Here is a 16,612-nt window from a genome sequence, read left to right as displayed (position 1 = left end):
CAGCGTTCATTCGCGCGGCGGGTCGTCGGCGCCGTAGCCGCACTCCGTCACGAGCGTCGGCGGAAGGTGCCATCCCCCGAGCTCGAGCGGACGCCACGGGTCGTCGTACGCGACGCGCGAGCGCTCGCGGAGGGCCTCGTCGAAGCGCGCGCGCGCGCTCGCACAATCACCTCGCGCCGCGGCGAGCTCGGCCTCGAGCTCGAGCACGTTCGCGCGCGGCGCGCCCATCCACGCGGCGAGATCGAGCTCTCGCGCTGCGCGATCCAGATCCTCGTCGCGCCGCGTCTCCCACGCCGACGCGAGCATCGCGGTCGAGTCCCACGGATCGATCCGCAGCCGCGTCCATGCGTCGCCCGCGAGCGGTGCGTCGTCGATCGCGATCGCGGTCACGTGCTCGACCAGCAAGAACGTCGTGACGAGCCCCGCGCCGATCGCGAGCCCCACGATCGTCCCGACGCGCGTGCGCGGCGGGGCAGGGCGGGGCCCGGGATCGCGCCCGCACGCGACGAGCCGGTCGTAGAGATCGGGATGCACGCGACGCGCGCCCGTCGTCATCGGTGCGCGCGCGTCCTCGTGGATCTTCGTGAGCGCGTCCGCGAGCGCCGCGGAGCCCGACGTCGATCGAGCGCGCGCGTCGGCGCGCTCCTCCATGCGCCGCGCGAGGCGCCGCACGAGCAAGATCCCCGGCACCGCGATCACGATCCCGAGCGCGATCGCGATCAGCGCGCCGTCCGGGTGCAGCGCGCTCCCGATGCGCACGCCGGTCGTGAGCACGAAGATCAGCGTGATCGCCGTCCCGAGGCGCGCGCTCGCGACCCACGGCCCTTCGCTGAGGTGCCCGGCCTCGTGCGCGAGCACCGCGCGCAGCTCGCTCGGCGTCAGCAGTGCGACGATGCGATCGGTGACGATCATCGTGCGCGCCCACGGGATCGCGGCGGCGTTCGCGAGCCGCGTCGTCGGCATCCGGAGGACACCCGCGAGCCGCACGCCTTCGGCCTCCGCGGCGGCGAGCGCGATCGCGCGCACGCTGTCGCTCGCGGGCACCATCGCGCGCGTCGCGACGCTGAGCGCGAGCCCACCGAACATCGCGCCGAGCGCGACGACCACGAACGCGAGCGCGACGACCTCCCAGCGCACGGCGTCGCCGTCGACGACCGGCAGGCGCGACGCGAGCCCCGCTGCGACGATCGGCCCACCGACGAACGGCACGATCCGCAGCCGCAGCGCGATGGTCTCCCGCACGTCGCGCCACGTCCGCGATCGCTCCTCGATCAGCCGCCCCACACCGCCCGCGCAGAACGCCACGATCGCGCACACCGCGCCGAAGAGCTCGGCCGCGATCGTCCCCGGCGCATCGACGAAGCGCGGCCCGAGCGCGGTCGCGCCGAGCATCCACGCGAGCTGGATCTGCACGATCCCCACGACGAACGCCGCCGATCGAAACGGCGCCACGGCCCGCGCCTCCTCGCGCCGATCGTCCGGCAACCGCCGCACCAGCACGACCCACATCACCCAGGCCGTGAAGAGCGGCACGAGCGCGCACAGCACGAGCGACCCGATCGGCCGAGCCAGCGCTTCTTCGATCGGGATCACCTCGCCCATCACACGCTCGGTCTACGGTGCCATCCCGCGAGTTGCTCGTCCGCCACGAACGCGCTTCATTGCCCCTCGATGTCGCACGAGAACGCGGACGCCGCGACGGTCGAGGGGTTCGGCCAGGAGTGGAGCACCTTCGACTACGCGGAGGACACCGAGGAGCTCCGCCGCGCCTTCGCGAACTACTTCGCCGTGTTTCCGTGGCACGAGCTCCCGCCTGCGCCGGTCGGGATCGACGTCGGGTGCGGCACCGGTCGTTGGGCGCGCTACGTCGCGCCGCGCGTGGGGCGTCTCCTCTGCGTCGATGCGAGCGCGGATGCGCTCGCGGTGGCGAAGCGAAACCTTCGCGACCGGCCCAACGTGGAGTGGGTGCACGGCACGATCGAGCAGTCCTCGATCCCCGAGGACAGCCTCGACTTCGCGTACTCGCTCGGCGTCCTGCATCACATCCCGGACACCGAGGGCGCGCTGCGCGCCGCCGTCCGGAAGCTGAAGCCGGGCGCGCCGATGCTCGTGTACCTCTACTACGCGCTCGACAACCGCCCGCTCGCGTTCCGCGCGCTGTGGCGCGCGAGCGACGTCGTGAGGCGGACGATCAGCCGCTTGCCGTTCCCGCTGCGGCTCGGCGCCAGCGAAGCGATCGCGCGCACCGTGTACTGGCCGCTCGCGCGCGGCGCGGCCGCCGCCGAGAAGCTCGGCCTCGACGTCTCGGGCGTTCCGCTCTCGCACTACCGCGACAAGAGCCTGTACATCATGCGGACCGACGCGCTCGATCGCTTCGGCACGCGGCTCGAGAAGCGCTACTCGCGCGCGGACGTCGAGCGCCTGCTCCGCGCCGCAGGGCTCGACCGCATCGAGTTCCACGAGGGCGAGCCCTACTGGTGTGCGGTGGGCCGCCGCGTGCGCTGATCACGCGAACGTCGCGATCACCGGCGCGTGATCCGAGGGCTGCTTCCCCTTCCGCTCCTCGCGATCGATCCGCACCTCGAGCAGCCGCTCCGCGAGCGGCGCCGTCACGTCGACGTGATCGATCCGCAGCCCGTCGTTCTTCGGGAACCCGAGCATCTGGTAGTCCCAGTAGCTGTACAGGTTCCCCTCCTCGGGCCGAAGCCGGCGCAGCGAGTCGATCAGCCCGACGCCGCGGATCCGCTCCAGCGCGGCGCGCGCATCGGGGCGGCACAGCACGGTGTCGGCCCACTTCTCGACGTTCTTCACGTCGAGGTCGGTCGGCGCGACGTTGAAGTCTCCGCACAGCGCCAGCGCCTCGTCGGGCGTGTGCTCGGTGCGCAGCTTCTTCTCGAGCCGCGCCATCCACGCGAGCTTGAACGCGTACTTGTCCGAGTCGGGCGTCCCGCCGTTCGGGAAGTACGCCGAGTAGACCCGGATGCCGTGCAGTCGCGCCGAGATCAGCCGCGCGTGCCCGTCCTCCTCGCCGTCGCCCATTCCGCGGCGTACATCCTCGGGCGCGGTGCGGCTCAGGATCGCCACACCGTTGTAGGATTTCTGTCCCAGCACCGCGGCGTGGTATCCCGCGGCTCGGACCTCGTCCCACGGGAACTTCGCCTCCTCGAGCTTCAGCTCCTGGAGGCATAGGACGTCGGGCTCGTGCCGGGCGAGCAGCGCCAGCAGACGATCGTGGCGAGCCCGGATCGAGTTCACGTTCCAGGTGATGATCTTGATAGGCACCGGCCGGGTACTACCTCGGCGCTCGGCGGCGGGGAAGAGCGCCGCTGAACGTGCGCGGCGGGCGCAGCAACGAGTCCTTCCAGGAGCCGGAAAATGCGCGGATTCCGTCGCGTTGACGAAGCAGAAGGTCGCCGATATAGTCGCGGCACCTCTGATCAGAGGAGGGGTGGGATGCGTCTTGGCCGCGGCAGTCTGCTCGCGCTGATCCTGACAGGAGCCCTCGGCGGCATCGGATTCGTCGCGGCGCAGGACGCGGCGACAGGCGAGGAGACCGACACGGACGAGACCGGCGAGATCGCGGCGCGTCGTCGCGCCGATCTCAGCCCCGCCGAGCAGATCGCCGAAGCCCAGCGCATCCAGGAGCGCGGTACAACGCTGAGCCGTCGCGTCGGCTCGATGCTCGACGAGGCGCGCCGCGAAGGCGACGTGATCCGCGTCACCTGCCTCGACGACAAGCTCACGCAGATCAACGCGCACCGCCGCACGCTCACCGATCGCGTCGAGTCGCTCCAGACGGCGAGCCAGGTCGGCGACGAAGGGCGCCGCAACCACGAGTTCACCGTGATCTCGGTGCTCGCGCAGAACCTCGACCAGCTCGAGCGCGCGGCCAGCGAGTGTATCGGCCAGGACATCTACGAGACGGGCGCGACCCGCATCACGACCACGATCGACCCCGCGACGCCGGACGAGGATCCCACCGTGATCCCCGAGGTGCCGGAGGCCGACGTGCCGTTCATCCCGCCGCCTGCCAGCCCCACCATCTGATACCGCCCATTCGAGGCACGCACCCGCCTACTCGAGGCACGCACTGAGGGGTCGGCAGTTTCGTTGCCCCGACGGAGCCCCGCCGGATGAATCTTCGACAGATTGGCTTTGCCCTCGCGATCGCAGCGCTCGTGATCGCGTCCACCGCGAGGACAGCCGCAGCGCAGGGATGGCTCGAGGATCGCGATCGCGCCGAGGGTCCAGGCATCCGCCTCGGTGATTTCGAGCTCCACCCCGGCATCGGCCTCGAGGTCGGCTGGGACTCGAACGTGTACTACACGAGCGACGATCCTGCGCCGGGGCTCCCGCAGCGTGTGGACAGCGCGATCCTCAGGGTGACGCCGCACCTGCTGTTCTCCACGCTGGGTGCGGAGCGCCGCGCCGAAGGCGAGGGCGCTCCCAGCGAGCCGCCGGTCGTGCAGTTCCGCGGCGGGCTCTCGGCGTCCTACTACGAGTTCTTCGCCGACGAACGCCGCCGCAACGTCGCGATCGACATCGGGCTCAACCTGTCGATCCTCCAGGGACGCCCGGTCTCGTTCACGCTGTACAACCAGTTCGGCCGCTCGATCCGACCGTTCACGGAGAACACGTCGAATGTCTCCTACGCCCGCATCCGCGAGGACGCGGGCCTCCAGGTGATGTTCTCGACGGCCGGCCAGATCCTCCAGGTGGGCGTCGGCTACGACTTCGGGCTCGACTTCTTCGAGGACGAGCAGCTGCAGTACGGGAACACGTTCAACCACGCGATCACGCTGAGCGAGTCGTTCCGGTTCCTGCCCCAGACCGCGCTCGTCCACACCACGAGCGTCATCATTCGCGACTACTACCAGCCGCCGGGCGCGGGGAGCGATCGCCCCGCGCAGCTCGACAGCGTGCGGCTCAACTCGATGCTCGGTGTGAACGGCGCCATCACGAACGAGATCTCGTTCATGGTGCAGGGTGGCTACGGCGCCGGCTTCTTCGAGAGCATCGGGACCACGTACGACCAGGACTTCGACACGTTCCTGGCTCGTGCGGAGCTCCGATGGCGCCCGATGCAGTCGTTCCGCCTGAGCTTCGGGTACGACCGCAGCGTGCACCCGTCGTTCGTGGGCAACTACTACTCGCAGGATCGCGGGTACATCAACACGCAGATGATGTTCGGCGGCGCGTTCCTGCTCGGCGCCGATCTGAGCCTCGCGTACTACGACTTCGGGCAGATCGTCGCGCCCGACGGCGTGACGCCGATCGGCAACTCCACGGAACGCACGGACGTGCGGTTCATCGGATCGCTCTTCGCCGAGTACCGCTTCACCGAGTGGCTCGGAGTGAACGGTACGTTCCGCTACACCGGCAGCTTCACCGACTTCTCCTACGACGTCCCGGTCGGCGGCGGTGCGGTCGTCCTCGACCCGGCGCAGTACAACAAGATCGAGCTCTGGCTCGGCGTGCGCGTCTTCTACTGATCCGTCGGCTCGGCGGATTCGCGCTCTGGCGCTGAACAGATCTCGCTTTCGATGCATCTTTCGGGCTCGATGCGTCCGGCCGCGTTGCTGTCGTTTCTCGCGTTGGGTTTCTTCGCGACCTCGTGCGGCCCCTCCGGCCGCATCGAGCGGCCGCCGACCAGTGGCGAAGAAGACACCACGCTCGGAGCGAGCGACGTGTTCGACGTGCGCGTGTTCGGCGAGGAAGAGCTCTCGGGGACGTACCGCGTCGCCCAGGACGGCACGATCGACTACCCGTTCATCGGACGGATGGAGGTCGCGGGGCTCGAGCCCTACGAGATCGCCGACCTCGTCGAGGGCCGGCTGCGCGATGACGGATACCTCGTGAACCCACAGGTCTCCGTGTTCGTGCAGGAGTACAACTCCAAGCGGATCTCGGTGCTGGGCGCGGTGCGGAATCCCGGGAGCTTCCCGATGCAGAGCGGGCTCACGGTCGTGCAGGCGATCAGCCTCGCGGGCGGCTTCACGAGCCTCGCGAATCGCGACGGCACCACGGTGTCGAGGCGCGTCAGCGGCGAGACTCGTCGATTCGCGGTCCCGGTCGACGCGATCACCTCGGGACGCGAGGGAGACTTCTCGGTCCAAGCGCAGGACATCATCTACGTCCCGGAGCGCATCTTCTGAGGCGCGGGTGGGGCGCCCCTCGGACCCGCGCATGCGCTCTCGGAACGGCCGCGAAACGCGAGAGCGCGTCGCGCTCGTGGCCCTCGCTGGCGTGATCGTCGTCTCGCCCGAGCTCATGGGCGGGGCGACGCCTGGGGCGCTGCTCGCGATCGTATTGCTCGCGATCGCGGCTGCATCGAGCGCGGTGTGGTTGCTCTCCGCGACCTCGAGCGGCTCGTTCGTGGTGGGTCGCGGCGTCGCGCTCGCGGTCACCATCGCGCTCTCGCTCACGATCCTCCAGGCGGTGCCGCTCCCGACCGCGTTCTCCGATCGTTTTTCGCCCGACGGTGTCGACGCGCGCGCATCGATCGCCGCGCTTGGGATCGACGCGCCCTCGTGGTGGCCGCTCTCTGCGTCGGAGATCGCCACGCGTTCGCAGATCCTCGTGGGACTCGCGATCATCTGCGCGTTCTCGGCGGCCACCGTCCTCTGCAGTCGAGGGCAACGGGAGTGGATCGTTCGGCTGGGCGCGACCTCGACGCTGCTCGTCGCGCTCGTCTCGCTCGCACACGTCGCGCTCGATCTCAGGGCGCCGTTCGGCATGCTTTCCGAGCCGTGGTGGAACACCCCGTTGATTGGGCCGCTGCTCAATCCGAACCATCTCTCGGGGTTCGTCGCGATGGGCGTGCCGCTTTCGCTCGCCGCCGGCCTCGACGCGCGCGCACGCCCCGCACGGATCGGCTGGTTCGTCTCGGGCGCGATCAGCGCTGGCGTGGTCGTGGTCTGCGCGTCGCGCGGAGGCATCGCGTCGCTCGCGATCGGCGTTCTCACGCTCGCGGTGCTGATCTTCGCGCGCCGGCGAGCGCTTTCCCGGCGCGTGCTCCTCGCGTCGCTCGGCGGCATCGCGGTTCTTTCGATGGCGGCGTTGGTGGGCGTCGCCCTCGTGCTCGACTGGCTGCGACACGAGCTCGAGGGCGGGTCGTACGAGAAGCTCCGACTCGCGGCGCGAGGGCTCGAGCTCGCGCTGACGCACCCCTGGCTCGGCGTCGGGCGCGGCGCGTTCAGCGCCGCCTTCGTCAGGCTCTTCGGCACCGACGAGCGCATCGATCACCCCGAGAACATCGTCGTCCAATGGACGAGCGAGTGGGGCTTGATCGTAGGCATCGCGCTGCTCGTCACGCTCGCAACCGCCTGGGCGCGAGGGGCGCTCGCAGCACGCTCTCCGGCGCAGACGGGCGCGCTCGCGGCCGTCGCGTCCATCGCGGCGCACGATCTCGTCGACTTCGCGCTCGAGATGCCGGGCATCGCGATCGTCGCCTCGGCCGTGCTCGCGGCAGCGATCGCGCCCTCCGCGCGCCGGGAGGAGGCCGACGACTCGGTCGCGATCTCGTCTCGCACGCTGGCTGCGCTCGCGGGCACGGCGTTCGTCGCCGTCGTCGCGCTGGGGCCGAGCATCGTCTCGCTCGATCAGCGCCGACTGCAGAACGAGCTCCTCAGCGCGCTTCGTCGTGGGGACTTCGAGACCTTCGATGCGCGGATCGTCGATGCCGTACGCGCCCACCCCAGCGAGCCCGTGTTCACGCTCCTCGGCGCGCACGCCGCAGCGCGGCGCGGCGACGAGCGCGTGGCGCTCTGGTTGAACCAGACGATGCGGCTCGCACCGGGCTGGCACGAGCCCCACCGGATCGCCGCGCGCTGGCTGACGCGTAGGGGTGCGCTCGAGCAGGCCTGGCTCGAAGTGCGCGAGGTTCGCGATCGGCTTCCGACGGTCGCGCCTCGCGTAGGCTGCGACGTGCTCGCCGCGAGCCCCGACCCGTCGCTCGCCATCCGCGTGTTCGGGCACGACATGGCGCTCCTCGATGCCCTCGCGTCTTGTCCCGGTCTGCCGGACGAGTTCGTGGCGCAGCTAGATGCTGCGTTGGTGGCCTCCGGGCTCGCGGGACCCCGCGTGCGTCGCGCGCGGCGAGCGATCGCCGCTGGGCGGCCGGCGGACGCGCTCGGTGAGCTCGACGGTGTGGCCGGCACCCCGACCCCGAGCCCGCAGGTGGCGTTCGTCCGCGCGGAAGCGCTCCTCGCGCTCCAGCGGCCCTCGGGGGCGGCCGAGGCGCTCGAGCAACTCCGAGCGCACGGCGAGGCCGAGCAGGAGCGGCTACGCCGGCTCGCGGAGGCCCGCGCGGCAGCGGGTGACGCCGACGGTATGCGCGACGCGGTGCGGGACCTGGTGGCGAGCGCATCGGGCGCGCCGGCTCGAGTCGCGGCGGCGCGGATGCTGCTCGCGCGCCTCGAACGACGGATGGGAAACCACGGGCGCGCGCTCCGCGCGCTCGAGGAGGCCCACCGCGCAGATCCGAGCTCCAGCGCGCTCGACCAGATCGCGAGCCTCTCGGACGAGGTCGGAGACGTCGCGCGCGCCCGTCGCGCGCGCATGGAGATCTGTCGGCGCGACGGACGCACCAGCGCCGCATGTGCTCCTCCCGGAGTCGAATGATCCCGGAGATTCCCGCAACTCAGGGTTGCTTGACTCGTGTCTCGAACGAGAACACCTTCGCCGCCGGTCGCGGATGAGCGCCTCCCCCGAGAAGCCGAATAGCGCGGCGCGGGCGCCTCGTGCGTCTGCGGCCAATCTCGGCGAGATCCTCCGAGGGCTGCGCAGCTATTGGTGGCTGGTGCTGCTGCTCGGCGCGGGCGTCACGGCGATGGCAGCGGCATGGAGCGTGCGGCAGCCCAGGATCTACGAGGCGTCCTGCACGATCGAGTTCGATCCGAACCCTCCGCGTCCGCTGGGCCGCGACATCGAAGACGTCGCGACGCCGATGACGAACTTCTGGCTGAGCCGGGAGTTCTTCGCGACACAGGAGCGGATCCTCGGGAGTCGGGTCATCGCCGAACGCGTCGTGCAGCGCCTGGAGCTGCATCGCGACCGCACGTTCCTGACCGACCCGAGCTCGGTTCCTGCGAACTGGGACGGGATGTCGGTCGAGACGGCCGCCGCGCTGCTGCAGGGCCGACTCACGATCGAGTCCGTCCAGGGCACGAGGCTCGTGTATCTGAAGGTCCGCGACACGCGTCCTGACCGCGCCGCGCTGATCGCCAACACGATCGCCGACGTCTACATCGAGAAGACGCTCGAGGACCGCATGGGGGCCACGGTGAGCTCCCTCGAATGGCTCGGAGGGCAGCTCGACAACCTCCGGACGCAGCTCGATCGATCCGAGCTCGCGCTCCACGAGTTCAAGCTCGACCACAACATCCTGTCGGTATCGCTCGAGGACCGGCGCAACCTCGTCGCCGCGGAGATCGAGCACTTCAACACGGCGCTCACGGAGGCGCGTGCGAACCGCATCGCGCTCCAGGCGCGCGTCACGAGGCTTCGAACGCTGCTCGCCAGCGGAGACATCGAAGCGCAGGCGAGCGCTCTGACCGAAAGCACGACGGTGCAGGAGCTCCACGGCGCGCTCCGCACCAAGATCGCGGAGCGCACGGGCCTCGAGGAGCGTTACGGCGCGCGTCACCCGCGCATGACCGAGCTCGACGCGGAGATCGGCGCGCTTCGCGAGCAGCTCCAACGCGAGACCGCGGCGATCCTCCGCTCCGCCGAGGCGGACGTCCGCGAGGCGACCGCGCTCGAAGCGGGGCTGCGCGGAGCGGTGGATCAAGCGCAGGCGGCCGGGCTCGAGCTGAACCTCCGCGAAATCGAGTACTCGCGTCTGAACCGGGAGCGCGAGAACAGCGCGAAGCTCTACGAGGTCGTGCTGCAGCGGACGACCGAGGCGGACATCACGCGCGCGCTTCGCACGACGTTCGTGCGCATGGTCGACCGAGCGCTCGTTCCGACCAGCCACGTGAGCCCGCGGACCACGACGAACGTCGGCATCGGCCTCGCGTTGGGGCTCGCGCTCGGCCTCGCCCTCGCGTTCGGCCTCGCGCAGCTCGACACGCGCCTGCGTTCGCCCGATCAGATCGCCGAGCTCGGAGCGACCGTGCTCGGCGTGCTGCCGCTGATGTCCGAGCCAGACGCGCGCAAGAACGGGACGCAGCGCCCGCGACGACGCGCGACGGTCGTCCAGGGCGCGAGCAGTCGAGATCTCATCGCGCATCATCAGCCGCTCTCCGCGGTCGCGGAGAACTTCCGAACGATCCGCACGAACCTCGTCTTCATGGAAGGCGAGAAGCTCCATACGCTGGCGGTCACGAGCGCGAACCCACGCGAGGGGAAGACGACCGTGACGGCGAACCTCGCAGTGTCGCTCGCGCAGAGCGGCAAGCGCGTGCTCGTGATCGACACCGATCTCCGGCGTCCGCGCGTCCACCGCGCGTTCGGCGTGGCGAACCGCGTCGGGTTGACGAGCTACATCGCCGGGCAGAACGACATGCGTTCCATCGTGCAGAGCACGATCGTCCCCGGTGTCCACGTCATCCCGTCCGGCCCGATCCCGCCGAATCCCGCAGAGCTGCTGCATCGTGAGCGCTTCAAGGAGTTGCTCGAGGAAGCGCGACGTGAGTACGATCTGGTGATCTGCGACTCGCCCCCGCTCGGTGCGGTGATCGACGCGGCGGTGCTCGGGCCGCAGGTGGACGGGATGGTGGTCGTCGCGCGCGTTCGTGAGACGACCAGGCATGCGGTGCGCGCGGTCTTGCAGCAGCTACGCGACGTCGGTGCGAACGTCGTGGGCGCGATCGTCAACGGGTTCGACCCGCGCTCCGGCGGCGGTTACGGCGGCGGCAACGGCTACTACAACTACTACTACCAGTCGAAGGGCGGGTACTACGTCTCCGACGAGGCGGCGCCCGCCGAGGAACGCTCCAGCGATCCCGACGGCGAGGACGAGCGTCGTCCTCGCGCCTGAGCCGAGCGATGTGCGGCATCTCGGGGATCTGGTCGATCGAAGGTCGCGGGGACGCGCTCCGCGCGCGTGCCGCGGTGATGCGCGACTCGCTCGCCCATCGCGGCCCTGACGACGCGGGCGAGTGGGAAGACGCGACGTGCGGGCTCGTGCTGGGCCAGCGACGCCTGTCGATCCTCGACCTCTCGCCGCTCGGGCATCAGCCGATGATGTCAGCGTCCAGCCGATACGTCGTCGTGTTCAACGGCGAAATCTACAACCACCTGCGCATTCGCGAGGATCTCCCGGATGCCCGGTTCCGCGGCACGTCCGACACCGAGACGCTGCTCGCTGCCATCGAGCGCTGGGGCCTCGAAGGCGCGCTCTCGCGCTTCGTGGGGATGTTCGCGATCGCGCTGTGGGATCGCGAAGCCCGCACACTCCAGCTCGTGCGCGATCGCGTCGGGATCAAGCCACTTTACTGGGGTCGCACGACGCGCGGCGATCTTCTGTTCGGCTCGGAGCTCCGCGCGCTGCGGACGCACCCTGAGTTCGACACGACGATCGATCGCGAAGCGCTCACCGCGTACTTCGAGACGAGCTGTGTCCCGGCACCGCTCTCGATCCATCGCGCCGCGCGCAAGCTCGAGCCCGGGACGATCCTCACGTTCCATTCGCCGCGGCGCGATCCGCGAGCGACGCGCTACTGGCGCGTGGAGGATGTCGCACGCGACGGAGCTCGCGACTGGCTTCGCGATTCCGAGCCGGAGATCCTCGAGCGGATCGAGGAAACGCTGCGGGACGCGGTGCGCCTGCGCCTTCTGTCGGACGTACCGCTCGGCGCGTTCCTCTCGGGGGGCATCGACTCGTCGCTGGTCGTCGCGATCGCGCAAGAGCTCTCCACCGAGCCGCTCCGCACGTACTCGATCGGCAGCACGGACGCGGCGTACGACGAATCCGGGTTCGCGTCGGAGGTTGCGCGTCGCCTCGGGACGCGCCACACGGCGCTCACGGTCCGCGACGCCGAGGCTCGTGAGATCGTGCCTCAGCTGGCATCGATCTACGACGAGCCGTTCGCGGATAGCTCGCAGATCCCGACGTTCCTCGTCTCGCGCCTCGCGCGCAACGACGTCACCGTCGCGCTCTCGGGCGACGGCGGAGACGAGCTCTTCGGCGGGTACAACCGGTACTTGTGGGCACCGCGCCTCGCGCGCGTTCAATCGGTCCCGCGTACTGCCCGTCGGGTCGCTGCGGCCGCGCTCGAGCTGCTGCCGACGAGCGCGTGGGACTCCGTCCACGCGCACCTCAGTCCTCCGCTGCCGCCTGTGCGGCTCGTCGGCGACAAGCTGCACAAAGGCGCGCGAGCGCTGCGCACGAGCTCGCTCGACGAGATGTACGCCGCACTGCGAAGGCAGTGGTGGCCGTCGCCCGTGCTCGACGTGCTGACGCACGACGAGTCCCCGCGCACTGGTCGGATGGTGGACGCGGCACATGCGCTGATGGTCCGCGACGCGGTCGGCTACCTCCCGGACGACATCCTGACGAAGGTCGACCGCGCGAGCATGGCCGTCGCGCTCGAGGCGCGGGTTCCGATCCTGGATCACCGTGTGGTCGAGCTCGCGTGGCGTGTGCCGATGCGGATGAAGATCCGCGACCGCAAGGGCAAGTGGGCTCTCCGCGAGCTGCTCGCGAAGCGGCTTCCTCGTGACGTGTTCGAGCGTCCGAAGACCGGCTTCAGCGTGCCCGTCGGCGCGTGGCTGCGAGGTCCGCTGCGCGACTGGGCCGAGTCGCTGCTGGACGCGAAGTCGCTCGCGTCCGTGGGCCTCGATGCGCGGCTCGTGCGCACGCGCTGGAAGGCGCATCAGGAGGGCCCGGCCGACGCGGGTCTCGCCCTCTGGGACGTGCTCGCATTCGCGGCCTGGCACCGGGAGATCACGCGAGGCGCACGCGCGGAGCCGCGAGACCTGTCCGCGAGGAGCTCGGCGTGATCGCGGTCCTGCTGAGCGTCGTCTTCGCGGTCACCGTCTACTTCGCGCCCCAGGCCGTTCTCCCGCCGGAGGAGGCGCGGAAGTTCGGCGTCGTGCTGCTGCTCGGATTCCTCATCCGAATGGGCGCGGCTGTGTTCCTCCGTGAAGTACCGCTGTTCTCGCACGGCGCTTCGAACACCGCAGACGCGGGCTTCTACGAGTTGGCCTCGGGGATCGTCACGCAGATCTGGTTCGGTCAGGGCTATCCGTCGTTCATCACCGCCGACGAGATCAACATCCCGCAAGCGCGCAACGCGATGCTCGCGGTCAACGTCTACGCGCTCGTTCATTACCTGAATGGTGGTGAGATGTCGCGAATGGGCTGCGTCGCGATCAACGCGCTCGTCGCGTGCATGACGTGCCTGCAGCTGGTTCGTCTCGGCGTGACCATCGGCGGATCCAGCGCGGACTCGCGTCTCGTCGGGGCCGCGATGCTCTTCAGTCCCGGCTTCGTCTTCCACACGGCCGACCTCTTCAAGGACGGTATCTCGGCGCTGCTGGTAGTCACTGCCGTCGTGTCGGCCTTCCGGCTCGCGGAGCGGTTCACGATCTCCGACCTCTGCATCGGCGTCGTGTGCCTCTTCGGCACGTGGTACGTGCGGTTCTATCTGGTGTTCTTGGTCAGCGCGCCACTCGTCTTGAGCCTGCTCGGGATCCGTTCGGGCTCAGCCGCGCGCGCCGTCATCGCGCTCGCCTTCGCGTTCGCCGCTGCGGTGGCGATCATCGGTCTGACGAGCGCCGCGGACGAAGCGCTCGAAGTCGGGCTCGACACGTTCGAGACGGCGACGTCGGCGAACGCGCGGGACTACAACGCACAGGGCGGCTCGGGAGTTCGCTTCGACGACTCGAATCCGTGGGTCTCGTTCCCACTCCGATTGCTCTACACGCTGTTCTCACCGTTCCCCTGGCAGTCGGGATCCCTCGGATTCCAGGGCGGCAAAATCGACGCGCTGATCTGGTATTTCTTCTTCTACCGCGGCGCCCGTGCGGCGCGCGTGATGTGGCGCGAGGACCGAGGCACGCTGGTGATGTTCCTCGTCGTCCTGATCCCGCTCACCGTCGCGTACGCCACAACGATGGCCAACGTGGGCCTGATGCTCCGACAGCGCATTCCGATCGTGATGCTCGGCTCGGTGCTCGCGGTGCGCGATCGTCGGCGCCAGCGCGCGATCGACGAGTCCGCTGGTGGTTCTTCGGTGAGCTCGCCGTTCGATCACGGGAGCCAGGCCGCCGCATGAGACCGAAGCTCTTGTTCGTCGTGAACGAGGATGCGTTCTTCGTATCCCACCGCCTCGAGATCGGAACGGCCGCGCGAGACGTCGGGCTCGACGTCGTCGTCGCCGCGGGTCCGGGCGGAGCGCGAGCGACCCTCGAGTCGCACGGGCTCCGCACCGTGGAGCTTCCGTTCGATCGAGGGGGGCGCTCGCCGACACGCGATGCTCGAACGCTCGCGCGTCTCGCCGACCTTTACGCGCGGGAGCGTCCGACGCTCGTTCACCACGTCACGATCAAGCCCGTTCTGTACGGCTCGATCGCGGCGAAGCTCACCGGCGTGCGCGCCGTGGTGAATGCGATCAGCGGGCTCGGGTTCGTCTTCTTGTCGCAGCACCTCTCCGCCCGCGCTCTCCGGGTCGGCGTCGAGGTCGCCTACCGAGTGGCCCTGTCGGGGCCTCGTGTGCGCGTCGTGTTCCAGAACGCCGATGACGAGGCGCTCTTCGTGTCGAGAGGGCTCGTCGACGCCACTCGCGCAATCAGGATCCCCGGTTCGGGCGTCGATCTCGAGCGCTTCGCCGAGCGCCCACCGCACCGCGCAGAGGTTCCGCTCGTCGTCCTTCCGGCGCGATTGCTCTGGGACAAGGGCGTCGGAGAGTTCGTCGATGCGGCTCGTTCCCTACGCGCGCGAGGCGTGCGCGCGCGGTTCGCGCTGGTCGGCGGCGGCTCGACCAACCCGGCGAGTGTTCCGCCGGCTCGCGTCCGGGAATGGGTCGACGAAGGTCTGATCGAGGCCTGGGGGCACCGCACCGACATGCCGGACGTGCTCGCCGAAGCGAGTCTCGTCGTGCTTCCTTCGTATCGCGAGGGCTTCCCGCTCGCGCTCGCGGAAGCGTGCGCGGTCGGCCGCGCGTGCGTGACGACCAACGTGCCCGGTTGTCGCGACGTCGTCGACGACGCGTGTGGTTGGCGCGTGCCCGTTCGGGATGCGCCGGCGCTCGCAGACGCGATCTCCGATGCGCTGTCCGATCGAGCGAGGCTCGAAGCGATGGGGCGGCGAGCGGCGCAACGCGCGCGTGACCGGTTCGGACGAGGTGCGATCGTCGCGTCGCATCTTGCGCTCTACGAAGAGCTGCTCGGCGACGCCTGGCCGCGAGCTACAACCATGTCGCCGCAGGAGCGTCGCGCCGTCGGGAGAGTGGGAGAGTGAAGGTACTTCACGTTCAGAAGCTCGGTGGCATGGCGGGTTCGGAGCGGTATCTGCTCGAGATCCTGCCTGCGCTCCGCGCCGCAGGGGTCGACGCCCGCTTCGCCGCGCTGGTGACGGCTGCCGACCGCTCGCGGAACGACGCGATGTACCGCCGACTTCGCGCCGCCGAGGTTCCGTACTACGTACTCCCGCTCGGCCGGGTCCCGCGCGCGAGCGACGTCCTCGGCCTCGCTCGCCTCGTGCGCGACGAGCAATTCGACGTCCTCCACACGCACCTCGTCCACGCCGACTTCGTCGGCGCCCTCGCGCGTCCCGCACTGCCGCGACGCGTCGCGCGCGTCTCGACGAAGCACGGCTACGAGGAACGCTTCACCAACGAGCACGGCTTCGACCCTCGACGCGTTCCACGCAACGCGTATCGGACTGCGTGCTGGGTCGCCGAGTCGCAGGTCACGGCGTCCTACGCCATCTCGCGTGGGCTTCGCAGGCTCTTCGTCGAGTCCGGCATCGCGCGGCGGGAGATGGAGGTCATCCACTACGGGTTCGACTTCGCCGCCGCGCCGATGCAGCCGCGCGCCGAGCATCGTCTCGGAGCTCCGCAGATCACGATGGTAGGGCGCCTCGTCGGCTTCAAGGGCCATCGCCATGCAGTCGACGCGATGGTCCACGTGCGTCGCGCGCATCCGAGCGCGAAGCTGGTGATCGTGGGCTCGGGTCCGCTCGAAGACGAGATCCGTGCGTCGATCGCGGCACGAGGTCTCTCCGAGAGCGTCGTGATGACGGGTTATCGCCCGGATGCCGCTGCGTTCATGGCCGCGTCCGACGTCGTGCTCGTGCCGTCGATCTCGGAGGGGTTGGGTGTCGTGTTTCTCGAGGCGTTCTCGGCCGGAACGCCGGTCGTGGCGTTCGACGTGCCGGCGTCGAACGAGATCCTCGACCACGACGAGACTGGGCTGCTCGTGCGTCCGTACGACATCGACGCCTATGCGCGTGCAGTGAGCGCGCTGCTCTCGGATGGCGCGCTGCGCGAACGGCTGGCAGCAGGTGGGGCGCACAGACTTCGCTCGTACTTCACGCGGGAACGCATGACGCGCGAGACGATCGCGTTCTACGAGCGCGCATCGCGACGCGCGCGAAGCGAGCGGCACGCAGCCGCCGCGCCTGCCGCTTGACCATGGGACCCCAGCATGGTTCCGTTCGGTCCTC

12 protein-coding genes are annotated in these 16,612 nt (G+C 69.8%); 10 read left to right on the top strand and 2 right to left on the bottom strand.

Annotation, left to right across the window (positions count from 1 at the left end; genetic code table 11):
- Positions 1-6: 6 nt before the first annotated feature.
- Entirely contained in the window at positions 7-1,602 is a 1,596-nt protein-coding gene (locus DB32_RS20385; RefSeq protein ID WP_053234325.1) for a M48 family metallopeptidase, read from the bottom strand.
- Positions 1,603-1,671: 69 nt separating this feature from the next.
- Between DB32_RS20385 and DB32_RS20380 the strand changes: the two genes are divergently transcribed.
- Positions 1,672-2,505, top strand: coding sequence for a class I SAM-dependent methyltransferase (locus tag DB32_RS20380; protein ID WP_053234324.1), 834 nt, complete (start codon positions 1,672-1,674; stop codon positions 2,503-2,505).
- Here DB32_RS20380 and xth read toward each other — a convergent pair whose 3' ends face one another.
- A complete protein-coding gene (gene xth / locus DB32_RS20375) occupies positions 2,506-3,276 on the bottom strand; it encodes an exodeoxyribonuclease III (RefSeq protein WP_053238879.1) in 771 nt (256 codons plus the stop codon).
- A gap of 99 nt (positions 3,277-3,375) precedes the next feature.
- Here xth and DB32_RS20370 point away from each other — a divergent pair, with 99 nt between their 5' ends.
- The 9 genes from DB32_RS20370 to DB32_RS20330 all read left to right on the top strand — a co-directional run bounded on the left by DB32_RS20370 (position 3,376) and on the right by DB32_RS20330 (position 16,578).
- Positions 3,376-4,047 (top strand): hypothetical protein, encoded by a 672-nt coding sequence (locus DB32_RS20370; RefSeq protein ID WP_157069221.1) that lies wholly within the window; start codon positions 3,376-3,378, stop codon positions 4,045-4,047.
- A gap of 86 nt (positions 4,048-4,133) precedes the next feature.
- On the top strand, positions 4,134-5,492 hold the full coding sequence (locus DB32_RS20365) for a porin family protein (RefSeq protein ID WP_157069220.1): 1,359 nt from the start codon (positions 4,134-4,136) through the stop codon (positions 5,490-5,492).
- Positions 5,493-5,594: 102 nt separating this feature from the next.
- On the top strand, positions 5,595-6,155 hold the full coding sequence (locus DB32_RS20360) for a polysaccharide biosynthesis/export family protein (RefSeq protein ID WP_169791497.1): 561 nt from the start codon (positions 5,595-5,597) through the stop codon (positions 6,153-6,155).
- A gap of 76 nt (positions 6,156-6,231) precedes the next feature.
- Positions 6,232-8,622 (top strand): O-antigen ligase family protein, encoded by a 2,391-nt coding sequence (locus tag DB32_RS49620; RefSeq protein WP_157069219.1) that lies wholly within the window; start codon positions 6,232-6,234, stop codon positions 8,620-8,622.
- 73 nt (positions 8,623-8,695) lie between these two features.
- Positions 8,696-10,981: a polysaccharide biosynthesis tyrosine autokinase gene (locus tag DB32_RS50165; RefSeq protein WP_075097567.1), complete on the top strand. Its 2,286-nt coding sequence runs from the start codon at positions 8,696-8,698 to the stop codon at positions 10,979-10,981.
- An 8-nt stretch (positions 10,982-10,989) separates the two neighbouring features.
- On the top strand, positions 10,990-12,945 hold the full coding sequence (gene asnB / locus DB32_RS20345; protein WP_075097566.1) for an asparagine synthase (glutamine-hydrolyzing): 1,956 nt from the start codon (positions 10,990-10,992) through the stop codon (positions 12,943-12,945).
- Positions 12,942-14,222, top strand: coding sequence for a hypothetical protein (locus DB32_RS20340; protein WP_053234318.1), 1,281 nt, complete (start codon positions 12,942-12,944; stop codon positions 14,220-14,222). Before asnB ends, DB32_RS20340 begins: the two co-directional genes overlap by 4 nt.
- Complete coding sequence (locus DB32_RS20335; RefSeq protein WP_075097565.1) at positions 14,219-15,406, top strand: glycosyltransferase family 4 protein; 1,188 nt, start codon at positions 14,219-14,221, stop codon at positions 15,404-15,406. Before DB32_RS20340 ends, DB32_RS20335 begins: the two co-directional genes overlap by 4 nt.
- Before the next feature lie 29 nt (positions 15,407-15,435).
- Positions 15,436-16,578, top strand: a complete 1,143-nt coding sequence (locus DB32_RS20330) for a glycosyltransferase family 4 protein (RefSeq protein WP_053234317.1) — start codon at positions 15,436-15,438, stop codon at positions 16,576-16,578.
- Positions 16,579-16,612 lie beyond the last annotated feature (34 nt).

Source organism: Sandaracinus amylolyticus (assembly GCF_000737325.1).
Classification (GTDB): domain Bacteria; phylum Myxococcota_A; class Polyangia; order Polyangiales; family Sandaracinaceae; genus Sandaracinus; species Sandaracinus amylolyticus.
The sequence above is the reverse complement of the archived record's forward strand: the minus strand, read 5'-3'. Positions and strand labels throughout refer to the sequence as shown.